Raw genomic sequence first — 21,890 nt, 5'->3', positions numbered from 1 at the left:
AGGAGCATAAAATGAAAAAATTAAATGTACTCTCATTAACTGCTGTCATGATGCTTTGTGCATGTGGTGACGACGGTAAAAATGGTGACAACGGTGTTGATGGTCTTGTTGGAGCAAACGGAAGCAATAGCCTTGTTAATCAAACGTATGTGCCAGTAGGAAATGAAAACTGTTTAAATAGTGGTATTCAAGTTGATTCGGGTTTAGATAGTAATAACGATGGTGTACTTAGCGAGAGTGAGATCACATCAACGAACTACTTATGCTCACCAGCACTTACTACGGCCAATGGCACAACGGTAGAAAACACCAAAATGAATGAGTGGTTTGTTGGTGGTCAACAACATATTTCTCAAGCTTTAATAAATAGTAATGAACTTAACGATGCCGTTGGTAAAGCGAAAAATGTTATTTTATTCGTTGGTGATGGTATGGGTATATCAACAGTCACTGCTGCGCGTATTTTAGCAGGACAACAGCAAGGTGGAACCGGGGAAGAGTATCAATTAAGTTTTGACAAGTTCCCCTTTGCAGGCTTCGCAAAAACCTATAATGTTGATGCGCAAACGCCTGACTCTGCTGGCACTATGACGGCGATGGTTACGGGGGTTAAAACTGATATTGGTGTATTAGGTGTTGCTGAATCTGTTTCGCGCGGTAACTGTGAAAGTGTTGCTGGCAACGAGTTGGTGACTGCACTTGAGTTGGCTGAAATTGCGGGAAAATCTACTGGCATTATTTCCACCGCGCGTATTACCCATGCAACACCTGCTGCAACCTATGCAAAATCTGCGGATCGTAACTGGGAAGATATCTCTGACATGCCTAATACTGCCATTGCACAAGGCTGTGAAGATATAGCCTCTCAATTGATTAACTTTGAAGAAAATCTTGAGAGCCGTTTTGCAGGCATCGATATTGATGGTATCGAAGTTATGTTGGGGGGTGGACGCAGACACTTTTTGCCTAAAGATGCAGCGTTTAATAGTATTGATGCTTCAAGTGCTATAGAAGGCGATCGTACTGATGCAAGAGACTTAACTGCTGAATGGCAAGCGACATACCCTATGGGTAACTATGTTGTTGATAGAGCGGGTTTTTCAGCGCTAGATGCTGATAATACAGAACGAGTCTTGGGGTTGTTTAATGAATCACATATGCATTATGAAGCGGATCGTCATAATGATTTGGCAGGTGAGCCATCGTTAAGTGAAATGACATCTAAAGCGATTGATGTGCTTGATAACAATGATGAAGGATTCTTTTTAACGGTAGAGTCTGGCCGTATTGATCATGGTCATCATGCAGGAAGTGCTTATAGCGCGCTTACTGACACCATAGAATTTTCAAACGCCATCGAAGCAGCCGTTAAAAATACCAACCCAGAAGAAACATTAATTATTGTTACCGCAGATCATAGCCATGTATTTACTATTGCCGGCTATCCTAAGCGTGGCAACCCTATTCTGGGTAAGGTTGTTAGCGTAGGTGAAACCGAACCTACTTTAGCGAAAGATAACTTACCTTACACCACCTTAGGCTATACCAATGGTCGCGGTTTTAAAAATTTAGGGGAAGAAACTGATGCCGATGCAGGGTACGCTCATGACATTATCACAGCGAGGCAAGACCTTACTAGCATTGATACAAGCTCGCCTGGTTTTCATCAGGAAGCTTTAGTACCTAAAAGTTCAGAAACTCATGCAGGTGAAGATGTTGGTGTTTATGCTATCGGACCAGGAAGTCATTTAGTCGCGGGTACTAATGAACAAAGTATTATTTTTCATATTATGAACCGTGCTGCTTCATTGGCTAATAAAGCTGAAGCTGTGTTGAATTAATAAAAATTAATAAAGCAATGCTGGTACCCAAATAAAAGCGTATCAGCATTGCTGGGGATAATTATTATGAATATAAACCAATATCTAGCTCTACTTTTTTGTTGGCTATTCATGCTAAATGCTAAGGCAGATGATGCCAATAGCTGCCAGCTTGAACAACAACATGTTTTTGCGCAATATGATATTAATGATGTGACAAAACAAGGAAACAAAACACTTCAGCAATTAAATTTATATCGCTTGGATAACCAAGTTATACATCAATATGAGCACAATAATATTGGTCTGTGGTGGACTAAAACCAGCCACAATCGTTTAATGTTAAATCGATTTTTTGATCATGAAAAGCGCGTTATTGAATACCAAGCAGATGAGATAACAGGCTCCTTTGATTGGCATACGAAATATCAACTCATTAATGAGGAATTTTTAACTAAAATGAAGCTGGTAAAGAGTACAGGTGAAGCCTGTAATACAGAGCAAGTTCTAACTTATCAATCAGCAGAAACAACATATCAACTAGTTTGGTTACCTAATCTTAAGTTAATTAAGTCACTAAAAGTATCACAAGCAGAGCAAATAATATCTCAATGGTCACTGGTAAAGTACAGTCTTGCTAGCGATAAGGCTAAAGAGAAGTTTACTCAGTTACTCGATTATAAATCTACAGATTATGCAGATATTGGTGATAATGAAAATGATACTTTTTATCGTCGATGATTAATCAAGGGTTTGTTGAGCATCAACACGCTGGTTTAAATCATAATGAAGGGGATAACATCTCTTCAAATCATTCTCATTAATTGAACATCTATATTAAACAGTGAGAAAGTGTTTTTAATTGCTTACTCACTGTACCTAACAGTATCTAACTTGGTACTTATGTCTAATTGCACTCTTGCTTGCTTTCTCGCAATACTCAGGTTTACTTCATATACTTTGTAAAAGGATTTACTCGATAAAATTATACTTTTTAGGATATGTCATGCTTGTAGACCAGTACCTTTTTCATGATTAAATTGACTGTTTTCCTTTTATTATTTGTTATTAGCATTAGCTTTACGGCTACTGTCATGGCAAATAAATCAATAATTTCTATTCCTTTAAACCAATGGACTAGTCAGCGAGTTATTTCGTTAGCTATTGGTGAACTACTGAGTAAGCAAGGTGAACAAGTCGAATTTATTGATATTAGTGTCGATGAACAATGGGGGGCATTGCAGCGCGGAACAGTTCATTTTCAGTTAGAGGTTTGGCAACCTTCTATGGCGAAGGTTTTTACTAAACTGGTCGAGAAAGCATCATTACTTGATATGGGAGTACATGATGCAATAGTTACTGAAGATTGGTGGTATCCAAAATACCTAGAAAAGTTGTGTCCAGAGCTGCCTGATTGGCGAGCATTAATAACGTGTAAATCGCTTTTTGTAACAGAGAACTCTCGTGGTCAAGGTGTATATTACACAGGTGTATGGGATTATGACGATGCAGACATAATTAGGGCATTAAGGTTGGATTATAAAATTGATCGATCATCGAATGAAGCGGCGTTATGGCAGAAGTTATCTAATGCTATCAAACAACAACAACCTATTCTTATCTTAAATTGGAGCCCTAATTGGACTGATGAGCATTTAACTGGCCAATTTATTGAGTTTCCACCTTATTCACCCGAATGTGAAACAGTTCCTGAATGGGGAATTAATAAGCAGTTAACTAAAGACTGCGCTAATCCTAAGAATGGATGGCTTAAAAAAGCTGCTTGGCCTAAGCTCAAACAATACAATTTATGCGTTTATGAATTTATTAAGGAAATAAATCTAACAAACCAAATGATTATTGATGCAACGTCATTAGTTGTTGTCGATAAAATAAACGAAATACAAGCAGCCAGAGCATGGAGTAAAAAATACCAGCTTGAGCTAATGTCATGGCTTAAAAACACTTGCTTGATATCTCATTAAACGCATGCGTTTTATTCCCCCGTTTTGATTAACAATCATTCTTTCTAACGGCACTCAACTTATTAATTATCCTTACCTTTAGTTACAGAGAAATAGTGGAAAGATTTTCATAAGGTGCTATTAATTAATAAAGAATAAAAATCTTCTAGTGCGTTTATTAACAAGGAAATATTGCATGTCTTTTTTTGACAAGACAGCCCTTCAAGAAATTTCTACGGGTATTGTTACTTTAGATAAAAATTACATTATTATTGATGTTAATGAGCAGTTTCTTGAAATGACTCAATTTTTACATTCAGAGTTGTTAGATAAGTATGTTGATGTACTTACGTGTCACCTATCACAACAATTAGAAATTAGTTTAAAAAGTAGTGATTTCGGTCATTTTCACACGTGCTTTGTCAAGAAAGATAACAGTAAATTTTCCGTTGAGGTGAGTTATTTCACTCAAGTACAGAATAATGAAAGTTGCATTATTCTGATCGTTAATAATGTCAGCTTTATTGATGTTACAAAATCAAAGTTATCCATTATTGAGCAGATTTTTGACCACTCTAATGAAGCCATTGTCGTTACAGATAAGCACGGTAATATTTTAACAGTTAATAATAGTTTCTATAAAATCACCGGATATCAGCCATCAGAAGTGATTGGTAAAACCCCAGCAATATTAAATTCAGGCAGGCAAGAAAAGGCGTTTTATCAAGATTTTTGGAGCCAGTTGAAAAAACAAGGAGAATGGCAAGGCGAGATTTGGAATAAACGTAAAAATGGTGAAATCTACCCTGAATGGTTAAGTATTTCTAGTATTAGAGATGAAAACGAAGAAATTACTAATTATATTGCACAATTCACCGATATTAGTGCGAGAAAAAAAACACGAGAAGAAGAGCTCTTTCATGCTTATCATGACCCATTAACCAGTTTACCTAACAGAAATTTATTGTTTGAACGACTTCGTAATTTATGTGAGGTAGGTAAGGAAACTAATGAGAGATTTGCTGTACTTTTTTGCGATCTAGATAGATTTAAATTTATCAATGATTCGATGGGACATGAAGTGGGTGATGAATTATTAAAACATGTTGCTGATCGCCTGCACGCTAAGTTAAGAGATAATGATTTGATAGCTCGTTTAGGCGGAGACGAGTTTATAGTGATTATTGACGGGGAAAAAGCAATAAAAAATGTCGATAAAATTTGTCTGCAAATTATGTCTCTTTTTGAAAAGCCCTTTGACACGAAATATGGTGAATTTAAAGTCACTATGAGTATTGGCATTAGCCAATATCCTGCAGACTCCGAAGATATAAGAGAGCTTATCTCTTTCGCGGACACTGCCATGTTAAAAGTGAAAGAGCAAGGCGGTAATCATTTCTTATTATTCGATACTAAAGAAAAAAGAGCAATTACCCAGCGCTTAGAGCTTGAAAGCGAAATTTCAAATGCGATTAAAAATCAAAATTTTGAAGTGTGGTATCAACCGCAAATTGATGCGAAAAAGAAACATGTTTACGGTATTGAATGTCTTTTAAGATGGAGACACCCTACACAAGGTATTATCTCCCCAGATTTATTTATTCCTATTGCAGAAGCAAATGGTGCTATAAAAGAGCTTGGCCTTTTTGTGTTAAAAACAGCTTGTCATCAATTAAGAGAATGGCGCATAAGCAATGTATTTACTGGTGTTATGGCAATTAATGTCTCACTGAGACAGTTTGATAGAAATGATTTATTATCACAAGTAAGAGATGTTCTCATAGAAGAAATGTTACCTGGAGATGCCATTGAACTTGAGGTGACAGAGTCAGTATTTTCTGAAGGTAATAGTTTACATAACCCTATTTTATCCGCTATACGTGGTTTAGGGGTAAAAATAGCTATCGATGATTTTGGTACTGGTTACTCTTCTTTACAACGGCTAAAAAACCTCCCCATTGATAATGTTAAAATTGATAAGTGCTTTATTGATAAAATTGTTCATTCAAAACAAGATGCAGCGATAGTAAAAGCGCTGATTTTACTATCAAAAACTTTTAATGTAGAGTTGATTGCAGAAGGGGTAGAAACCCAACAACAAGCCGATAAATTAATTCAACTTGGGTGTTATAACCAGCAAGGCTATTTATATAGTAAACCATTGCCAGCCAGTGAGTTTGAGCAATGGTTAATACAGTTCAACGCTAGAACTGATACTCATTGCAAGGATAGTGAATGAAGCATGTAAATTTACCTAATCACCCTGATGTGGTGATGATTTACCAAGACAGGGATACCGTTGAAAGTGCGATTACTCAAGTTATGGAGTTAGAGGTAGAGTTTAAAACCTATAAATTTAGCCTAGATACCCTTCATGATATTGTTGAATTGAAACCCAAAGTGGTTTTACTCTCATCTAATAATGTTAAAAATACCATTCAGTTTTATATCGATTACCTTGAAGAATATGAACAAAATATTGCACCACACAGTGCTATTTTATTAATACATAATAAGGAAAAAGAGTGTGCCTTTTTAGCGTGTGAAAATGGTTTATTCGATAACTATGCCATTATTAACCCGTTAAATGATCCTTATCGGTTAAAGCTTGTGCTATTGCACGAATTGAAAATTATTGAAAGCCATAAAAATAATAGTATTGAAAAACTTATTTCTGATGGTGAAGATCAATTAGCTTCGTGTATTGAACATGGCGTAACACTTAAAAAATCTTTTACCCATGAAGCCTCAAAATGTGAAGATAACATTTTAACCGCTACCAATAACTTAGAAGAAAATGTCAAAGCTAAAGAGATGCTTAGCGAACTTGTTGGTGTTAATTTTGGTGAAATGAATGAATCGATTTCCGCTAATATTGATGGCATTTTACAGCAAATGGTTGAGCTAAAAATTAATAGCCAGTCAATAAAGCAAAATATTGAAAGCTATCATGCACCTAAAAGAAAGACAACCTTAGGCGTGAATCCAAACGCTTTTACTGAAGGCAGCGAACAAAAGCATAAAACATCCAGTTATAAAATATTAATTGCAGAACCCTCTGATTTATTCTCTCGAGTGATTGAAGAAATATTTGCTGAAACGGTATTTAAATATTTATTAGTAAACGACGGTAAAGATGCCTTAAATCAGATAGAAATATTTGAGCCTGATGTGGTTTTATTAGCTTATGATTTACCTTCAATTAATGGATTAGAAATTACTCAGCAGCTTAGAGCAATGCATAATCACTTACCAATAATTGCTTACATTCATGACCGAGATAAGCAAGCCATTAATCAATGGATAACTTACGGGCTAAGTAGTTACTTAATAAAACCTTCTAAAAAAAGTATTATTTTAAAAAGTGTTACGAAAGCCGTTAAACACCCAATCGATATTATACCTGGAAAATCTGGCCAATTAACGCAAGAAATTAAATGGTTGCCAGAATATACTGTGGGCAATGCAGAGTTAGATGAACAACATAAAATGTTGTTTGCAATGACTAATGATTTTTTTAAGCAAGAAGGTAAAGCGGCAACCGTAGCAATTTTTGATAATTTAATTTCTTATATTGATTTGCATTTTGAATGTGAAGAAAACTTATTAAGACAAATAAACTTTCCTAAAACCGAAGAGCACGTGATACAGCATAATGAACTGAGGGAAAAGTTTTTCGTTATTAAAGAAAAACTAAATGACTATGATTTAGAAGTTCATCATAAAGTCGCTATGTTTTTATATAAATGGTTAGCAAAACATATTTTAAAGGCTGATATGGAGTTTAAAGAATATGCTTTATCAATTGAGGAAGATAGCTTCAAAAAATAGTAAAGAATTATCGTTTTTTACTATTCACTTTGTGATGTCTTTACCGTTTTTGTTGTTGACGGCGATGTTGAGTTTTTTCAATGATCGCTAGCTTGCTTTGGTTACTTGCTGAGCTCCATTGTGTAATCTCTTTTAAGCTTCTAAAGCAACCTAAACATATATCTTGTTCGTTTAAGCAGCAATTTCGTACACAGGGTGATTGAACATTATTCAAAGGCATTCTCAATATAGTGTCAATTTTTTAATCGTTTTGTTAACACTATTACAGCATAACTTTTATTAAAAATGAAAGTTATGCTGTAATTTTAATTGAATAACAACTGTCCTTTATATTAAAGGGAGCTTTGCACCAACTATGAAGTCAATAACAACGCCATTTCTCTTACGTGCCTCTTTATTAGCCATAACAATTATTTTGATGGGCTTAGCTTTATCTTGGGTGGTTTATCAATCAACGGCAAAAGTAAAAATAAATACTGTTGATGTCGTAGAGCAACGGATACCTATTTTAATTAGCATTAATGAGTTAATAGCCGATCTTAGTGAACAAGAGCGCATTATTTATGAGTATTATCGATCTCAGAATGATGATGTTTTTCTACAATCTTCTAAAAATATTCGTCAAACCTTCAATATGCACTTTAGTGAAGTATTATCGCAACCTCGGTTTAAAGCAGAAGCTAAAGAAATCGCACTCAGACAGCAACAGATAGAACAATTATTTACTGATTTTTACCAAGCTATGCAGGTAAACGACGATAACTGGGATGAAATGCGTACTATTTTATCTCAGGTATCGGCTATTAGAATACAGTTGCTACCGACGTTAAAATCAATTGAACAACAAACGAGCGAAACAGTTGAAGAAGGACATCAAGCGACGTTAGCTCAAATGGCTTTTTCACATCAGTTAGTATTAATTTACGGTATTTCAATCGTACTCATTGCTGGGTTAGTGTCATGGTATATTCGACAATATATGTTAACACAAGCAAAAAATACGCAATTAGCGTTATTCTCACAACAAAACCCTAACCCTATTATCAGTGTTAATAATGTAGGTGAAATTTTATTTGCTAATCCAGCATGTCAAAAATTATTGAGTTGTGTTGGTTATGATGCAAAGAATGTAGAGGCATTATTACCGAGTAATTTTATGTCTTTGCGGGAAAAATTAAGTCGAGCAACTGAACATAGTGTTGTGCTTGAACAAACTTTTCAAGAGCGTATTTTACAAATTAGCATTTATTGGCATGAAGAAATGGATGCTTATGATATTCATATCAAAGACGTAACAGAAGAAAAAATTGCACAAGAGCAAGTCAACCATTTAGCCTTTTATCACCAAGAAACTAATTTACCAAACCAATATAAGTTAAATAATGATGTTGACGACATCATTATTAGCGAAAAGGCGTTTGCAATAGGTGTTATTGCTATTAAAGATTTTGATAATAAAATAAGTACCTTAGGAGGGGATACCGTAACAGAATTAGTGAATGTATTAGCGGGTACTATTTCAAAATCTTTACCTAGCGGCGTGCGCTTTTATCAAGTGGCTGACGGACAATTCGCTTTATTGTGCACGCAAAGTAAAAGCCAAGTGGCGCTGAAAAAATTAACGGAACATATCACTGCCATTGCTGAATCGTCTATTATTACCGACAGCGGTGAATATTTTGTTGAGCTTGATTTTGGTTATAGTCGTTATCCATTGCATGGCGCTGATAGAAATAACCTAATCAAAGATGCTCACATGGCGTTGGCTGTGTCGATTAATAACGAACATGAAAACTTTGCTATTTATGATTCTGATTTTAGTGAAGGAATTCAGCGTAGTAATGAACTTGTCGATAAATTAAGACAAGCAATAAGTCATGATGAGTTGTTTCTTGTCTATCAACCTCAACTTGATATACAGCACAATAAAGTAACAGGTATCGAAACCCTAGTTCGTTGGCAGCACGAAGGCAGTGTGGTGTCTCCTGCTGACTTTATTCCTTTAGCGGAGCAGTCTGGCTTAATTGTTTCTATTGGCGAATGGATTCTGACTCAAGCTTGCTTATTTGCTAAAACACTTGTGGAGTTGGGCTATAACGATATTGTTGTTGCTGTGAATGTATCACCAAGGCAGTTTAGCCATCCACAATTTTGTACAATGGTGAAGCAAGTGCTCAAAGACGTTTCGCTAGCCCCAAGAAATTTAGAGTTAGAAATTACAGAAGGAGTGTTTATGCATAATGAAGCAAACACCTTATCTGTACTTCAGCAGCTTAAAGCCATGGGGTTACACCTATCTATCGATGACTTTGGTACTGGTTATTCGTCACTCTCTTATTTAAAACGTTTCCCTATTGATAAGTTAAAAATAGATCAGTCCTTTATTCGTGATTGTCACAACAACGATGAAGACAAAGCTATTATCAAAACTATTGTCTCCTTAGGTAAAAGCCTTGGTTTATCGCTTATTGCTGAAGGTGTAGAAGAGCTCGAACATGTAGATTTTTTAACAGCATTAGACTGTGATGAAATACAAGGATATTGGTTTAGTAGACCCATTGAGCCTGGCGCATTGATTAAGTTACTTGCGGATAAAGGTGGCGATATCAATAGCGCTTGTTAAATTTTTCTATGTTAAAACGAAATAATGCAGAAAGTGCGCTCCACGAAAGAGAGCGCAATACGGTATCGTTTACTTCGATAACTCCACAATCACTCTGCCTCTGATCTGACCATTCATAAGCTTATTTGCTGTTTCAATCACATTATCAAGTGAAATAGTGTGGCTAATTTCATTTAATGTTGCATCGCTTAGCAAGTCGGCAATACGTTGCCATGCTTCAATTCTATCTTCAATGGGGCGCATAACGCTATCAACGCCAGCTAAAGTAACTCCGCGCAAAATAAAAGGCATTACCGTTGATGGTAAGTCCATGCCTTGTGCTAAACCACAAGCTGCTACCGTACCGCCATATTTTATACTGGCACAAATATTAGCTAAAGTATGACTACCAATGGAGTCAATAGCACCTGCCCAGCGCTCTTTTGCTAGTGGTCTACCAGGCTCTGATAAAGTTTTTCTGTCTAAAACTTCATTAGCACCCAATGTATGTAAATACTCACTTTGATCAGCTCTACCTGTAGAGGCCACTACTTGATAGCCAAGTTTGGCAAGTAGTGCAATAGCAAAACTGCCGACACCACCGTTTGCTCCTGTAACTAAAATTTCACCTTTATCAGGTGTTACACCATTTTTCTCTAGAGCCATAACACAAAGCATTGCAGTATAACCAGCGGTACCGATTGCCATGGCTTGTTTCGGCGATAGTTTTTTGGGTAGAGGGATAAGCCAGTCACTGTTTAAAGTGGCTTTTTCTGCTAGTCCTCCCATATGTGTTTCGCCAACACCAAAACCATTTAAGAGTACTAAATCATCAGGAGAAAATTTATCAGATTTACTCTTCGTTACTTTACCTACTAAATCTATACCAGGAATCATTGGGAACTGCCTAACAACTGGGCCTTTACCAGTAATAGCTAAGGCATCTTTATAGTTTAACGTGCTATACAGTACTTCTACATCGGTATCACCCTCAGGTAAGAAGGTCTCATTTATTTCTTGCAGACTACTTCGGTACCCTTGTTCGTCTTTTTCAATAACAATTGCTTTAATCATAATAACCTCCAAATTTAGACTGATCGTCTATAAATACTCCTTAATAGTTAAGGTGCATACTTTTAATAAAATTAATTGGTTAGCTTGATGTTCTTTAGGTAGTGCTCGAAGAACAGCGTTAATGGCGTGGTACTTTGAACTAGCCTTGCTCTACTGACAGCGCCTTCCCAGCCAATCCAGAATAGTTCTGCTAATTCACAGCAGTTTGCTGATGGGCATATATCACCAATTTCTTGAGCTTCTTGTAAGCAGGTGGCTATTTTATTTTGCCAATTTATGAAAACATTGATGAGTTGTGCTCGGTAATTTGTTGGTAAGAGGGTTACTTCTTGTTCCAAATTGCCGATTAAGCACCCTCGCTCAAATTGATAATGCGCCATTCTTTCCTTGGCGTCATTTACATAACTAGCTAGTCGATCTAGTGGTTTATTGGCATTATTAAGTAAGTGTGTATCAAGTTTCTTCTCGAAGTATTTTGCATAACTATCGATTACTTCACGGCCAAATGCTTCTTTGCTATCAAAATAATGATAAAAAGACCCTTTAGGCACGCCAACTTTTTTTAAAATTGAGTCTATGCCTGAAGATGAGAAGCCCTGTTTGGTTAGTAACTCTAATCCGCTTCGTAATAGCTCAGCTTTTGTGTCTTGATTGTTTCTTGCAATTTTAGGTGGTCGACCACGTCGAGCTGTTGTTTGTTTTGTGTTCATATTTTTATTATAGACCGATCGTCTAATAAATAACAAGTAAGAAAATATTTTCGCTAGTATCAATAAATTCAATCTATGGTGTTATCAGCATTTGCTTTTATGTGGTTGTCAATGGTTGCTAAGTGAGTAATCTACATAGGTCAACATGTTCTAGGGATTGTTGAACTTTGTTGTGCGCTTTTATAGTGATTTTTTAGGTGTGTTTGATGTAAACTATATTGAAGCTGATACGAATATGGGTTGGTGCGGTGAAACAATATATTAACCCCCCCCCTTTAATCACCCATGTCAAACGACAAAGTTTGCCGTAGAAATAGATCAGCATGTTAGCTCTTCATATATTTATTTAATTGGTGCCCAATGGAATATTACCGAGTAATGGGCTGTTATTGCAGAAACTAATTTTGTTTTTAGTGATAGACAGCAATTTATGATGCAATTAGGTTATAGGTTATAGGTTATAAGGTGGTCAATAAAATGAGTGAACTGATAACAGAACAATTGCCGTTAACCATAAAGGCATCATCAGATTTAACTGAAAAATTTCAGAAGCTTAATTCTAATTTGAACAAGCTAGAGGCACAATTAAACTTTCATACCCTAACGGCTAATTGGTATGGGGATGAAGAAGATATTCTTAATGTAATGTTATGCGTTATGTCTTCAGAGAGTTTTATTGTGCAGCGAGAGCTTCTTGAAAAAGTTAATGATAACCATATGAAAATTGAATTTTTTAGTGATGATGTTTTACATTGCGCGCAAAAACAACAAAGTGAGTGTTATATCGCACTTACTGCATCAGAATTATCCTTATTAACTGAAAAACCCAAAGTACTTGCTGATTTTTTACGAATTAAGTTATCGAAAGTACTAAATTTAATAGCTCATTATTATCAGCTACCTACAATTTAGGTGATGATTAATTGGCTATTTGTCGTGCTCGCTTAGATCGGTTTTTAGTTAAACAAGCTCACCTAAATAAAAAAGCAGTACGGTTGTTGCTTGCACAACAACGTGTTCTGATTGATGGTATTGTCGAAACTTCTGCAGATTGTCTCATTGACTACTTTACTAAAATAGAAGTTGATGGTGTTGTATTACAAAATAATATTCCGCGTTACGTTATGCTGCATAAGCCTGTAGGGGTTGTAAGTGCAACGGTGGATGATAAACATAAAACGGTGATAGATTTACTTAATTATGATTATAAGTCAGCGCTTCACCTTGTTGGCCGATTAGATTTAAATACTTCAGGCTTAGTGCTTTTAACCAATGATAGCCGATGGTCTGAACGTTTAACGCAGCCAGATAATAAAGTTGAAAAAAAATATTTGGTGACTTTAGCTAACCCAATAAATGAAGAGTACGCTAAAACATTTGAGCAAGGAATGTATTTTGCCTTTGAAGGCATAATGACTAAACCAGCAAAATTTGTGAAATTATCAACTTATCAAGCACAAGTTACTTTAGAAGAAGGTCGTTATCATCAAATTAAACGAATGTTCGGCCGTTTTAGAAACCCAGTAGTAGCACTTCATCGATACTCTATCGGTAGTTTAACATTAGATAAAAATTTACTTGTAGGCCAAAGCAGAGTTTTAACAACCAATGAAGTCGTTTCTATTTTTTAATGAGGTTCATATTAATGTTTGTTCTCATATTCACTTGCTTTGCGTATAATCTTTGCAAAAGAAAAATATATTAATGGTGAGAGTGCAAAAGATGAAGAAACGAATTTTAGTATCCAGTGTTTTAGTAACTTTAATAGCAGGCTGTTCAAGTTCAAGCAATGAATGCGAGGACATAACACTGGCTGCCGAACAATTAAAGCAGTGTCAATCTTTACACAAACAAATTATGAATGCTAAAGGGCAGCCTATTCTTCGTACTGAGTTAGAACGCAGATATCAAAATGATTGTATTGATATTCGTTATTATCGCGATGACCAGCAATTAGCCAAATGTGGTAACAAGCATAAAGTTGAAAAAATTCGTGAATCGGCTAAGGCTGAAGCTAAGCAATAAGCTCATTGGTAAATTATATTATTTGTTGTAATATCAATAAGGGAAACACGCTCTAGGGCGTGTTTCATTTTTAGGTACGATTTATGTGTTAATTAAATACGTCTTCTTATCATCTGATCTATTAGTGATTTTCTTCTCTAATTAATCATTAGAGTAATTTTTTATTGGGTAAATTTTTTCTTTATGAATGATTCGACAAAGTTTAATGAAGAACTCGATAATAACCTGCAAAATCAAGGCGATTTAACTCAAGAATTTTTATTATTACGACAGAAAAACAGCGACTTACAAGCTCGTTATACTGCACTTTTTCGTTTAAACCAACTATCACAAGAATGTGATCAGCTTACTAATTTTTATCCTCAAGTTCATCGCACTATTGCATCATTAATGACGGCAAACAATTTCTATATTGTGCTCTTTGATCAAACATTAAATACCCTTGAGTTTGTCTATTATATTGACGAAAAAGATGACTGCCCTATTGGTGTGATAGATTTTGATGAGTATGAAGGATCTTTTACTTCGTTAGTTGTTGAATCTAAACAAGCACTTTTGGTGACACCATCGCTTAGAAAACAATTAATAGAAAATAAAAAAATAAAAGAGTTTGGCTCTCAAGGCACCGACTGGCTAGGTGTACCATTGATTCATGGCGATGAAGTTATTGGTGTGATCGTTGTTCAGAGTTATAGCAAAAGCCTTAGATACACAGAGCAAGATCTCAATATGCTAACTTTTGCAGCACAACATGTTGTCGGTGCAATGCTTAGGCTTCAAGATCAGCAGCGCTTAAAAAATGCGGTTGATGCTAGAACCAAAGAACTGATGGCTCAAATTCGTGAGCGAGAAAAGTCTGAGTTATTACAAGAATCTTTATATAGAATCTCTGAATTGAGCAATGATGCAGAATTAGAAATTAATGAATTTTATGCCAAAGTGCATAATATTGTTGGTCAATTGATTAATGCGACAAATTTTTATATCGCAAAGTATGATGTTGAAAAACAAGTGTTAAATTTTTATTACTATGTTGATGAGAAAAGAGATGCACGTGGAGAAGGCTTTAAATCAAGAAAGTTATCTAACCACTTCTCAGAATTAGTCTTAAGACGTAAAGAAACTATCCTGTTATCACAAGATGAAATGCAAGCGTTGTATCGTCAAGGAGAAACAGTAAAGCCTGATGACGACACTCATTCTTGGTTAGGTGTACCTTTAATTTATTCAGGCCAGTTGCTTGGGGTTATGGTTATTCAAAGTTATTCTAAAACCACAACTTATAGTAAACAAGATGCCGAACTTTTAAATTTTGTCTCCCAACATGTTTCTGCCGCGATAAAAAGAAGAGAGTTGGCTGACTTTGAACGCAGAAGCCATGAACTGTTAGAGCAGCAAGTTAAATTAAGAACGTTAGCGCTTGAAGAAGAAATCGTGCAGCGTAAGCAAGCTGAAAAACTACTTAAGCATACTGCTGCCCATGACAGTTTGACAGGTTTAGCTAATCGTACCGTGTTTATAGATTTACTGAATCATGCTATTGCATGTAAAAATCGTAAGAATGATTTCTCATTTGCCATTTTATTTCTCGATTTAGATCGTTTCAAAATGGTTAATGACAGCCTAGGGCATCATGCTGGTGATAAGTTACTAAAAATTATCGCGGCAGAATTACAAGCCTTGGTTCGTGATAAAGACACTGTCGCTCGATTGGGTGGCGATGAGTTTGTTGTGCTGATAGAAGACTTAGAGTCAGACCAAGAAGCTTTTGAAATATCAAATAGGATCACAGAGTTTTTGCAGCAGCCGTTTACTATTGATAATCAGCTGGTTTATACCGGTACAAGTATTGGTATTTTATTTAGTGATGAACGCTATGACAATGCCAATACTATGTTAAGGGATGCTGATACTGCGATGTATCATGCTAAAGATCGTGGTAAAGGGCGGTATGAAGTGTTTGATGCTAGCATGCATAAAAAAGTGCAAAATGCTCTTAGCCTTGAGGCAGACATTCGAGAAGCGATAGATTGGAATGAATTTGAGCCTTATTTTCAGCCAATCCTTCGATTAGAGAATAATAAATTAGCAGGTTTTGAAGCCCTTGCCCGTTGGCAATCACGTAAACGGGGTTTTGTTTACCCAAATGATTTTATTCCTTTGGCAGAAGAAACGGATTTAATTTTAGAGATTGATTTACAAATTATTGAAGCCTCTTGTAAACAGGTTAGGCATTGGCAGAATATATTCAATGATGACCAGTTATATGTTAGTTGTAATTTATTTTGTAAGCAGTTCTTTAGTCAAAGTTTACCGAGTGATATAGCAAATATATTGAAGAAAACAGGGCTATCTCCGAAAAACTTGCGCATAGAGTTGACTGAGCGAGCATTGTTAGAAAATGCTGATGTGGTATTGGCTAATATGCAAGCACTTAAAGAAATGGGGGTGAAATTATTATTGGATGACTTTGGTACTGGATATTCAAGTTTGAGCTATTTACATCGCTTCCCGTTAGATGTACTGAAAATAGATCGATCATTTATTAATAATGTCCATGAGCATGATAATCATAGAGCAATCATTAAAACAATTATTGATTTAGCGACTAATTTGCAAATGGCAACCGTGGGCGAAGGTATTGAAAATATAGCGGATGCACAATTGCTCCAGCAAATGGACTGTTTATATGGACAAGGCTTTTACTTTGCAAAACCAATGTCTGCACTTGATTGTACATCTTATATTGGCAGTATGTTAGGCAACTAGTTTTATAATGAACTGATTCTTAATTGCTACTAATGACTTAACATAACTTAACTTTGCTCTTGATGTAATTGCTTCTTTATCATCTGACTACAAAGCGCACTCATAACATCTCGCCAGCTTATAATACCTATTGGCTTATTCAATTCATCAATTACGGGAACGCAAGATATTTTATATTTATGAAAACAGCTAACGACGTCTAATACCGTTGCATTGTTTTTAACAGTCACTAGTCTCCTGTTCATAATTTGATGGGCTCTTTTCTGTAATGGCATTTTATCTCTTTCTGTTTCAATTGGAGTACCTAGCCTAGGGCCAACCGCTTTAAAATAATCTCTGTCTGATATTATTCCGACTAACATTTCATCTTCTAAAACGAGAATATGATGAAAAGTGACTAATTCAAATATTTCTCTAACAGAAGATAAATAATCATTTGCATCGATTGTGACAAGCTCTGTAGTCATTAATGATTTTATCGACATTTGTTTCTCTCTTATCATTGCTCACATTATTAGAAAACTTCACCTTGGGGTGAGTAAGATGACTTAACCTCAACTCGGGATAATAAATAGCTCCCTAGCAGCTATTTTTCCTTACTTCTGTGTTAAATTCATAAACAATAGAATAACTATTCTTAATGAATTTTCCTTGAATGAAAAAACTATCAAGCTAGTGAGTTGCTTAAACCACAAGTCTCACATTTTCAAACGATTAACTTATCTCTTAACCCGAGCTGAGGTTATTTAGTCAGTTACTCTCATTAAGTGAACAATTCATTTATTCACTTGGTATGATTGTTAGCTTAGCACATCATATTGCTGTATTTGTAATTAAGAACAGCGATATATCAGTCAGTTAACTGTTAAATAGGCTTAAGCGATATACTATTAACTTTAGTGCTTCTAGTCGTAATATTTAAAGTTTAATTTATTCAGTGCCTTAAATTTTATCTTTTGTAATGTCGTTCATGTTGCATTAAGCAGTTAATTCTTTATGCTAAATGCTATAAAATTGGTCAATGTATATATCAGCATTAAATTCTGTTTTTTTTGGTTTTGCCATAGTAAATTTGGTAAAAGCTGAAAAATAACCAGCACATTCTGTTGTTTTTCTCATAAAATTCGCCCACAAATTGTATATCATTAATTAACGACTATAACTAAGACAGGTCGTTATTGCCTTAATTAAACTGTTTTGAGGACACTTACATGCTTTTTACTGGTTCATTAATAATTGATTGCCCAATTAGGCAAAAAATTCGTGAATTTTATCGTATTGATGAAAATGTTGCCGTAGATCATATCTTACCTTCAGCGGAAGTGAATGTAAGTGCGCGAAGTAGGGCGTGGGAACGAGCCCGTAAAATGGTATTGAAAATACGTAAAGATCAAGAAGGCAATGGTGCTATTGACGCTTTACTCAATGAGTACTCACTTTCATCAGAGGAAGGTGTTGTGTTGATGTGCTTAGCAGAAGCCTTACTTCGTGTTCCTGATAAGCATACTCAAGATGAATTAATTAGAGATAAAATCTCTCAGGGGCAATGGAGCGCTCATTTAGGTTCAAGTGACTCTTTATTTGTAAATGCATCATCATGGGGGTTATTAATAACAGGCTCTATGGTGGGCTATGCAGATAAAAAAAATCAAGATCGATTTGGATTGTTAAAGAAAACAGTGGGTCGTTTAGGCGAGCCTGTTATTCGCAAATCAATGAACTATGCCATGAAAGTTATGGGCAAGCAGTTCGTTATGGGTGAAAACATTACGGCTGCAACTCAACGTGCGGCTGAAAAAGAGCAACTTGGCTATGTTTATTCATACGACATGTTAGGTGAAGGCGCTCGTACCATGAAAGATGCTGAGCGCTATTTAAAAGCTTATCAAGATGCGATAGATGAAATAGGCAAAGTGGCTGCAAGCAAAGGCGCAGGAAAGAACGACCCTAGAAAAACGCCAGGTATTTCAGTTAAATTATCTGCCATTCATCCAAGATACGAATTTACCCATCAAGCACGCGTGATGGAAGAGCTAGTGCCTAAACTTAAGGCTCTTTGTTTACAAGCAAAAAGTTATAACATTGGTTTAACGGTAGATGCCGAAGAGTCTGAGCGTTTAGATATTTCATTAGATATTATTGAAGCGGTTTTTTCTGATAGTGATTTAGGCGATTGGCAAGGTTTTGGTATTGCGCTACAAGCATATCAAAAACGTGCTATTCACGTGGTTGACTGGTTACGAGAACTTACTGTTCGTGTTGATCGTAAAATGATGGTGCGTTTAGTTAAAGGTGCATACTGGGATACAGAAATTAAGAATGCGCAAAAAGATGGCTTAAGTCATTTCCCTGTCTTTACGCGTAAATCTTCAACCGATGTTTCTTATCACGCTTGTGCAAATAAGTTACTTGAATACCGTGATAGCATTTATCCTCAATTTGCTACGCATAATGCATACACTGCAGCAACCATTGTTGAACTTGCAGGTGATGACAAAGAAGGTTTTGAGTTCCAATGCCTTCATGGCATGGGCGATTCACTTTATGACCAAATTGTCAGTGAAGAAGGGATACAGTGTCGTATTTATGCACCTGTTGGTCATCATGAAGATTTATTAGCTTACTTAGTACGTCGTTTACTTGAAAATGGTGCAAACTCTTCGTTTGTTAACGCCATTGTTGATGAATCACAGCCAGTTGAATCTTTATTAGAGGATCCGGTTGAGAAAACGCAGCGCTTAAAAGAAAAATACAATAAACAAATAATTAAACCGATTGATTTATATGGCAAAGAGCGTGATAACTCAAAAGGTTTAGACTTAACCGATATTACAGAAATTACGCCACTTAAGGTAGCGTTAGATAACTGGTTTGTTGATAATTTACTGAATAAAAACGATGTGCCAGATGGCGCAAACGCGGTGAAGAACCCTGCTAATCGTAGTGAGATTATTGGTTATCAAACCCATTTAACGACTGAGCAAATGCAAGCGCAAATTGATAAAGCTCATGCGACCTTTGAAACATGGTCAAAGACACCTGTTCAGGAGCGAGCTGATTTATTATGTCGTATAGGTGATATTCTTGAGCGCCATATGGATGAGTTAATAGCCCTTTGTATTAAAGAAGCAGGTAAAGTTGCGCAAGATGGTATTGATGAAGTACGTGAAGCCGTCGATTTTTGTCGTTACTATGCGGCTCGCGCTATTGAACTTAATGAAGATGAACGTATGGAAGCACGTGGTGTTGTATTATGTATTAGCCCGTGGAACTTCCCATTAGCGATATTCTTAGGGCAAGTTGCTGCAGCTATTGCGACTGGTAATACTGTATTAGCAAAACCTGCAGAACAAACTAGTCTTATCGCTTTGCGCACTATTGAGTTAATGGAGTCAGTTGGACTACCAGATGGTGTGGTACAAGCGTTAATCGCACGCGGTAGCCAAGTGGGTAATGTAGTTATTCCAGACTCAAGAGTTCAAGCAGTGATGTTTACAGGCTCAACAGATACGGGTACACGCATTTCTCAAACATTAGCTGAACGTGGTGGCGATCAAGTACCATTAATTGCTGAAACGGGTGGTCAAAACTGTATGGTGGTTGATTCAACCGCTTTACCAGAGCAAGTGGTTGATGACGTTATCTCATCGGGTTTTCAAAGTGCTGGTCAACGTTGTTCAGCCTTAAGAGTATTGTTTCTGCAAGAAGACATTGCTGATCATGTAATTGAAATGATCAAAGGTGCGCTTATGGAAATGCACGTGGGTAACCCTGCCAAATTAAGCACAGATATAGGGCCAGTAATTGATAAAAAAGCGCATGATTCTTTAACGGCTCATGCCAAGTACATGGAAACACATGGCAAGCTGATTTACCAATGTGAAATTTCTGATGAGGTTGCTGATAACGAGCACTTCTTCTTTGCACCACGTTTGTATGAAATTGAAGATATTAGTGTATTAAAAGACGAAGTTTTTGGCCCTTGTGTACATGTGGTGCGCTTTAAAGGCGACGAAATAGAGTCAGTTGTTGATAAAATCAACAGTACTGGTTTTGGCTTAACAATGGGTATTCATACACGTATAGAAAACCGTGCTATTGAGTTAGCGAAACTTTCTCGAGCAGGTAATATTTATATTAATCGCAATATGATTGGTGCGATTGTTGGTGTGCAGCCGTTTGGCGGTAGAGGTTTATCTGGGACGGGCCCTAAAGCGGGTGGTCCTAATTACTTAACACGGTTAGTGAAAGAAAAAGCCACACCAGTAGAAGAAATTAACGACATTGTAGAAGAAGTGTTAAGCGGTAACAGTGAACAGCAGCATGAAGCGACACGAATGATGACGAAAGCTGAGTGGGCTGAAAAAGACTGGCGTGCAACAGAGTTAAATACACGTATTTCTTGTGTAAGACAGTTATTAGCAAAAATTGCTCATGTTGAAATCGTTGATGATTTGGCTGATGATTTAAACCGAACATTAGCTTCGGCTCGTAATCAGCTTATTAACATTGAAAAGCGCATGAAAAAACCGACACAATTACCAGGGCCAACAGGTGAGTCGAATATTATCTACCTAGAAAATCGCGGTATTGTATTATGTTTTGCTGATAAAGAGGTGTCATTCCACTTCTGGGTTATCTCAGTTGTTACGGCATTAGCAACGGGTAATACGGTAGTGTCAGTGGTATCAGATTTGTTCTACGACGAAGCCATTGCTTTTAGAGATAAGTTTATAGCAACAGGTGCTGGTGAAAATGTTTTGCAGGTTGCTAAATTACATCACTTAGAAACAATGTTAGCACACCCTACACTTGCTGGTGTAGTTGTAGATAGCCTATGTAATCGTAAGCATTATATGAGCGAAAAGTTATCTCAACGACAAGGTGCGATATTGCCTGTAATCACCTCGGAACATTTTGACAATTTAATACAGCGATTGGTGACTGAAAAAACCATCAGTATCGATACCACAGCTTCTGGTGGTAATACTTCGTTAATGACTTTGATTGAAGAAGATGAGTAAGCTGCTTTAGGTTAATCACTGCTGATAAATAAAGGCGAGTACTGATGTGCTCGCTTTTTTTTATCCCATTT

The 21,890-nt window shown here is 36.2% G+C and carries 15 protein-coding genes; 11 read left to right on the top strand and 4 right to left on the bottom strand.

Annotated elements, in window-relative coordinates; genetic code table 11:
• Nucleotides 1-11 precede the first annotated feature (11 nt).
• The 5 genes from D1094_RS06145 to D1094_RS06125 all read left to right on the top strand — a co-directional run bounded on the left by D1094_RS06145 (nucleotide 12) and on the right by D1094_RS06125 (nucleotide 7,615).
• Nucleotides 12-1,841, top strand: coding sequence for an alkaline phosphatase (locus tag D1094_RS06145; protein ID WP_118959218.1), 1,830 nt, complete (start codon nucleotides 12-14; stop codon nucleotides 1,839-1,841).
• A gap of 66 nt (nucleotides 1,842-1,907) precedes the next feature.
• Nucleotides 1,908-2,561 carry a hypothetical protein gene (locus D1094_RS06140; RefSeq protein WP_147361059.1) on the top strand — a complete coding sequence of 218 codons (654 nt, stop codon included), beginning with the start codon at nucleotides 1,908-1,910 and terminating at the stop codon, nucleotides 2,559-2,561.
• Between the two features lie 353 nt (nucleotides 2,562-2,914).
• On the top strand, nucleotides 2,915-3,805 hold the full coding sequence (locus tag D1094_RS06135; RefSeq protein ID WP_182440104.1) for an ABC transporter substrate-binding protein: 891 nt from the start codon (nucleotides 2,915-2,917) through the stop codon (nucleotides 3,803-3,805).
• A 175-nt stretch (nucleotides 3,806-3,980) separates the two neighbouring features.
• On the top strand, nucleotides 3,981-6,023 hold the full coding sequence (locus D1094_RS06130; protein ID WP_118959215.1) for an EAL domain-containing protein: 2,043 nt from the start codon (nucleotides 3,981-3,983) through the stop codon (nucleotides 6,021-6,023).
• Nucleotides 6,020-7,615: a bacteriohemerythrin gene (locus D1094_RS06125; RefSeq protein WP_118959214.1), complete on the top strand. Its 1,596-nt coding sequence runs from the start codon at nucleotides 6,020-6,022 to the stop codon at nucleotides 7,613-7,615. Before D1094_RS06130 ends, D1094_RS06125 begins: the two co-directional genes overlap by 4 nt.
• Nucleotides 7,616-7,655: 40 nt before the next feature.
• On the opposite strand, the gene D1094_RS06120 is transcribed toward D1094_RS06125, so the two are convergent.
• Nucleotides 7,656-7,835, bottom strand: coding sequence for a DUF1289 domain-containing protein (locus D1094_RS06120; RefSeq protein WP_118959213.1), 180 nt, complete (start codon nucleotides 7,833-7,835; stop codon nucleotides 7,656-7,658).
• Nucleotides 7,836-7,970: 135 nt separating this feature from the next.
• On the opposite strand from D1094_RS06120, the gene D1094_RS06115 reads away from it, so the two are divergent.
• Nucleotides 7,971-10,238, top strand: a complete 2,268-nt coding sequence (locus D1094_RS06115; protein ID WP_118959212.1) for a bifunctional diguanylate cyclase/phosphodiesterase — start codon at nucleotides 7,971-7,973, stop codon at nucleotides 10,236-10,238.
• A 69-nt stretch (nucleotides 10,239-10,307) separates the two neighbouring features.
• Here D1094_RS06115 and D1094_RS06110 read toward each other — a convergent pair whose 3' ends face one another.
• Complete coding sequence (locus D1094_RS06110) at nucleotides 10,308-11,291, bottom strand: MDR family oxidoreductase (RefSeq protein WP_118959211.1); 984 nt, start codon at nucleotides 11,289-11,291, stop codon at nucleotides 10,308-10,310.
• Between the two features lie 71 nt (nucleotides 11,292-11,362).
• Complete coding sequence (locus tag D1094_RS06105; RefSeq protein ID WP_118959210.1) at nucleotides 11,363-12,001, bottom strand: TetR/AcrR family transcriptional regulator; 639 nt, start codon at nucleotides 11,999-12,001, stop codon at nucleotides 11,363-11,365.
• A gap of 477 nt (nucleotides 12,002-12,478) precedes the next feature.
• On the opposite strand from D1094_RS06105, the gene D1094_RS06100 reads away from it, so the two are divergent.
• From D1094_RS06100 to D1094_RS06085, 4 genes are all read left to right on the top strand, one after another.
• The gene (locus tag D1094_RS06100; RefSeq protein WP_259337842.1) at nucleotides 12,479-12,913 is read left to right on the top strand and encodes a hypothetical protein; all 435 of its coding nucleotides are present in this window, start codon (nucleotides 12,479-12,481) and stop codon (nucleotides 12,911-12,913) included.
• An 11-nt stretch (nucleotides 12,914-12,924) separates the two neighbouring features.
• Complete coding sequence (locus D1094_RS06095) at nucleotides 12,925-13,632, top strand: pseudouridine synthase (protein WP_118959209.1); 708 nt, start codon at nucleotides 12,925-12,927, stop codon at nucleotides 13,630-13,632.
• Nucleotides 13,633-13,723: 91 nt separating this feature from the next.
• The gene (locus tag D1094_RS06090; protein WP_118959513.1) at nucleotides 13,724-14,026 is read left to right on the top strand and encodes a hypothetical protein; all 303 of its coding nucleotides are present in this window, start codon (nucleotides 13,724-13,726) and stop codon (nucleotides 14,024-14,026) included.
• A gap of 183 nt (nucleotides 14,027-14,209) precedes the next feature.
• Entirely contained in the window at nucleotides 14,210-16,795 is a 2,586-nt protein-coding gene (locus D1094_RS06085; RefSeq protein WP_118959208.1) for an EAL domain-containing protein, read from the top strand.
• Between the two features lie 47 nt (nucleotides 16,796-16,842).
• Here the strand turns inward: D1094_RS06085 and D1094_RS06080 are convergent, their stop codons facing one another.
• On the bottom strand, nucleotides 16,843-17,280 hold the full coding sequence (locus tag D1094_RS06080; RefSeq protein WP_182440103.1) for a CBS domain-containing protein: 438 nt from the start codon (nucleotides 17,278-17,280) through the stop codon (nucleotides 16,843-16,845).
• 726 nt (nucleotides 17,281-18,006) lie between these two features.
• On the opposite strand from D1094_RS06080, the gene putA reads away from it, so the two are divergent.
• On the top strand, nucleotides 18,007-21,819 hold the full coding sequence (gene putA / locus D1094_RS06075) for a bifunctional proline dehydrogenase/L-glutamate gamma-semialdehyde dehydrogenase PutA (RefSeq protein WP_118959206.1): 3,813 nt from the start codon (nucleotides 18,007-18,009) through the stop codon (nucleotides 21,817-21,819).
• Nucleotides 21,820-21,890 lie beyond the last annotated feature (71 nt).

Source organism: Colwellia sp. RSH04 (genome assembly GCF_003545765.1).
Classification (GTDB): domain Bacteria; phylum Pseudomonadota; class Gammaproteobacteria; order Enterobacterales; family Alteromonadaceae; genus Colwellia.
Note: the sequence above shows the minus strand (reverse complement) of the source record. Positions and strands in the feature narration are given on the sequence as shown.

Excerpts from the sequence above, each read along its gene's own strand:
- D1094_RS06110 (WP_118959211.1), bottom strand. The coding sequence starts at position 11,291 with ATGATTAAAGCAATTGTTATTGAAAAAGACGAACAAGGGTACCGAAGT.
- D1094_RS06100 (WP_259337842.1), top strand. The coding sequence starts at position 12,479 with ATGAGTGAACTGATAACAGAACAATTGCCGTTAACCATAAAGGCATCA.
- D1094_RS06105 (WP_118959210.1), bottom strand. The coding sequence starts at position 12,001 with ATGAACACAAAACAAACAACAGCTCGACGTGGTCGACCACCTAAAATT.
- D1094_RS06120 (WP_118959213.1), bottom strand. The coding sequence starts at position 7,835 with ATGCCTTTGAATAATGTTCAATCACCCTGTGTACGAAATTGCTGCTTA.
- D1094_RS06140 (WP_147361059.1), top strand. The coding sequence starts at position 1,908 with ATGAATATAAACCAATATCTAGCTCTACTTTTTTGTTGGCTATTCATG.
- D1094_RS06125 (WP_118959214.1), top strand. The coding sequence starts at position 6,020 with ATGAAGCATGTAAATTTACCTAATCACCCTGATGTGGTGATGATTTAC.
- D1094_RS06130 (WP_118959215.1), top strand. The coding sequence starts at position 3,981 with ATGTCTTTTTTTGACAAGACAGCCCTTCAAGAAATTTCTACGGGTATT.
- D1094_RS06080 (WP_182440103.1), bottom strand. The coding sequence starts at position 17,280 with ATGTCGATAAAATCATTAATGACTACAGAGCTTGTCACAATCGATGCA.
- putA (WP_118959206.1), top strand. The coding sequence starts at position 18,007 with ATGCTTTTTACTGGTTCATTAATAATTGATTGCCCAATTAGGCAAAAA.
- D1094_RS06085 (WP_118959208.1), top strand. The coding sequence starts at position 14,210 with ATGAATGATTCGACAAAGTTTAATGAAGAACTCGATAATAACCTGCAA.
- D1094_RS06135 (WP_182440104.1), top strand. The coding sequence starts at position 2,915 with ATGGCAAATAAATCAATAATTTCTATTCCTTTAAACCAATGGACTAGT.
- D1094_RS06145 (WP_118959218.1), top strand. The coding sequence starts at position 12 with ATGAAAAAATTAAATGTACTCTCATTAACTGCTGTCATGATGCTTTGT.
- D1094_RS06090 (WP_118959513.1), top strand. The coding sequence starts at position 13,724 with ATGAAGAAACGAATTTTAGTATCCAGTGTTTTAGTAACTTTAATAGCA.
- D1094_RS06115 (WP_118959212.1), top strand. The coding sequence starts at position 7,971 with ATGAAGTCAATAACAACGCCATTTCTCTTACGTGCCTCTTTATTAGCC.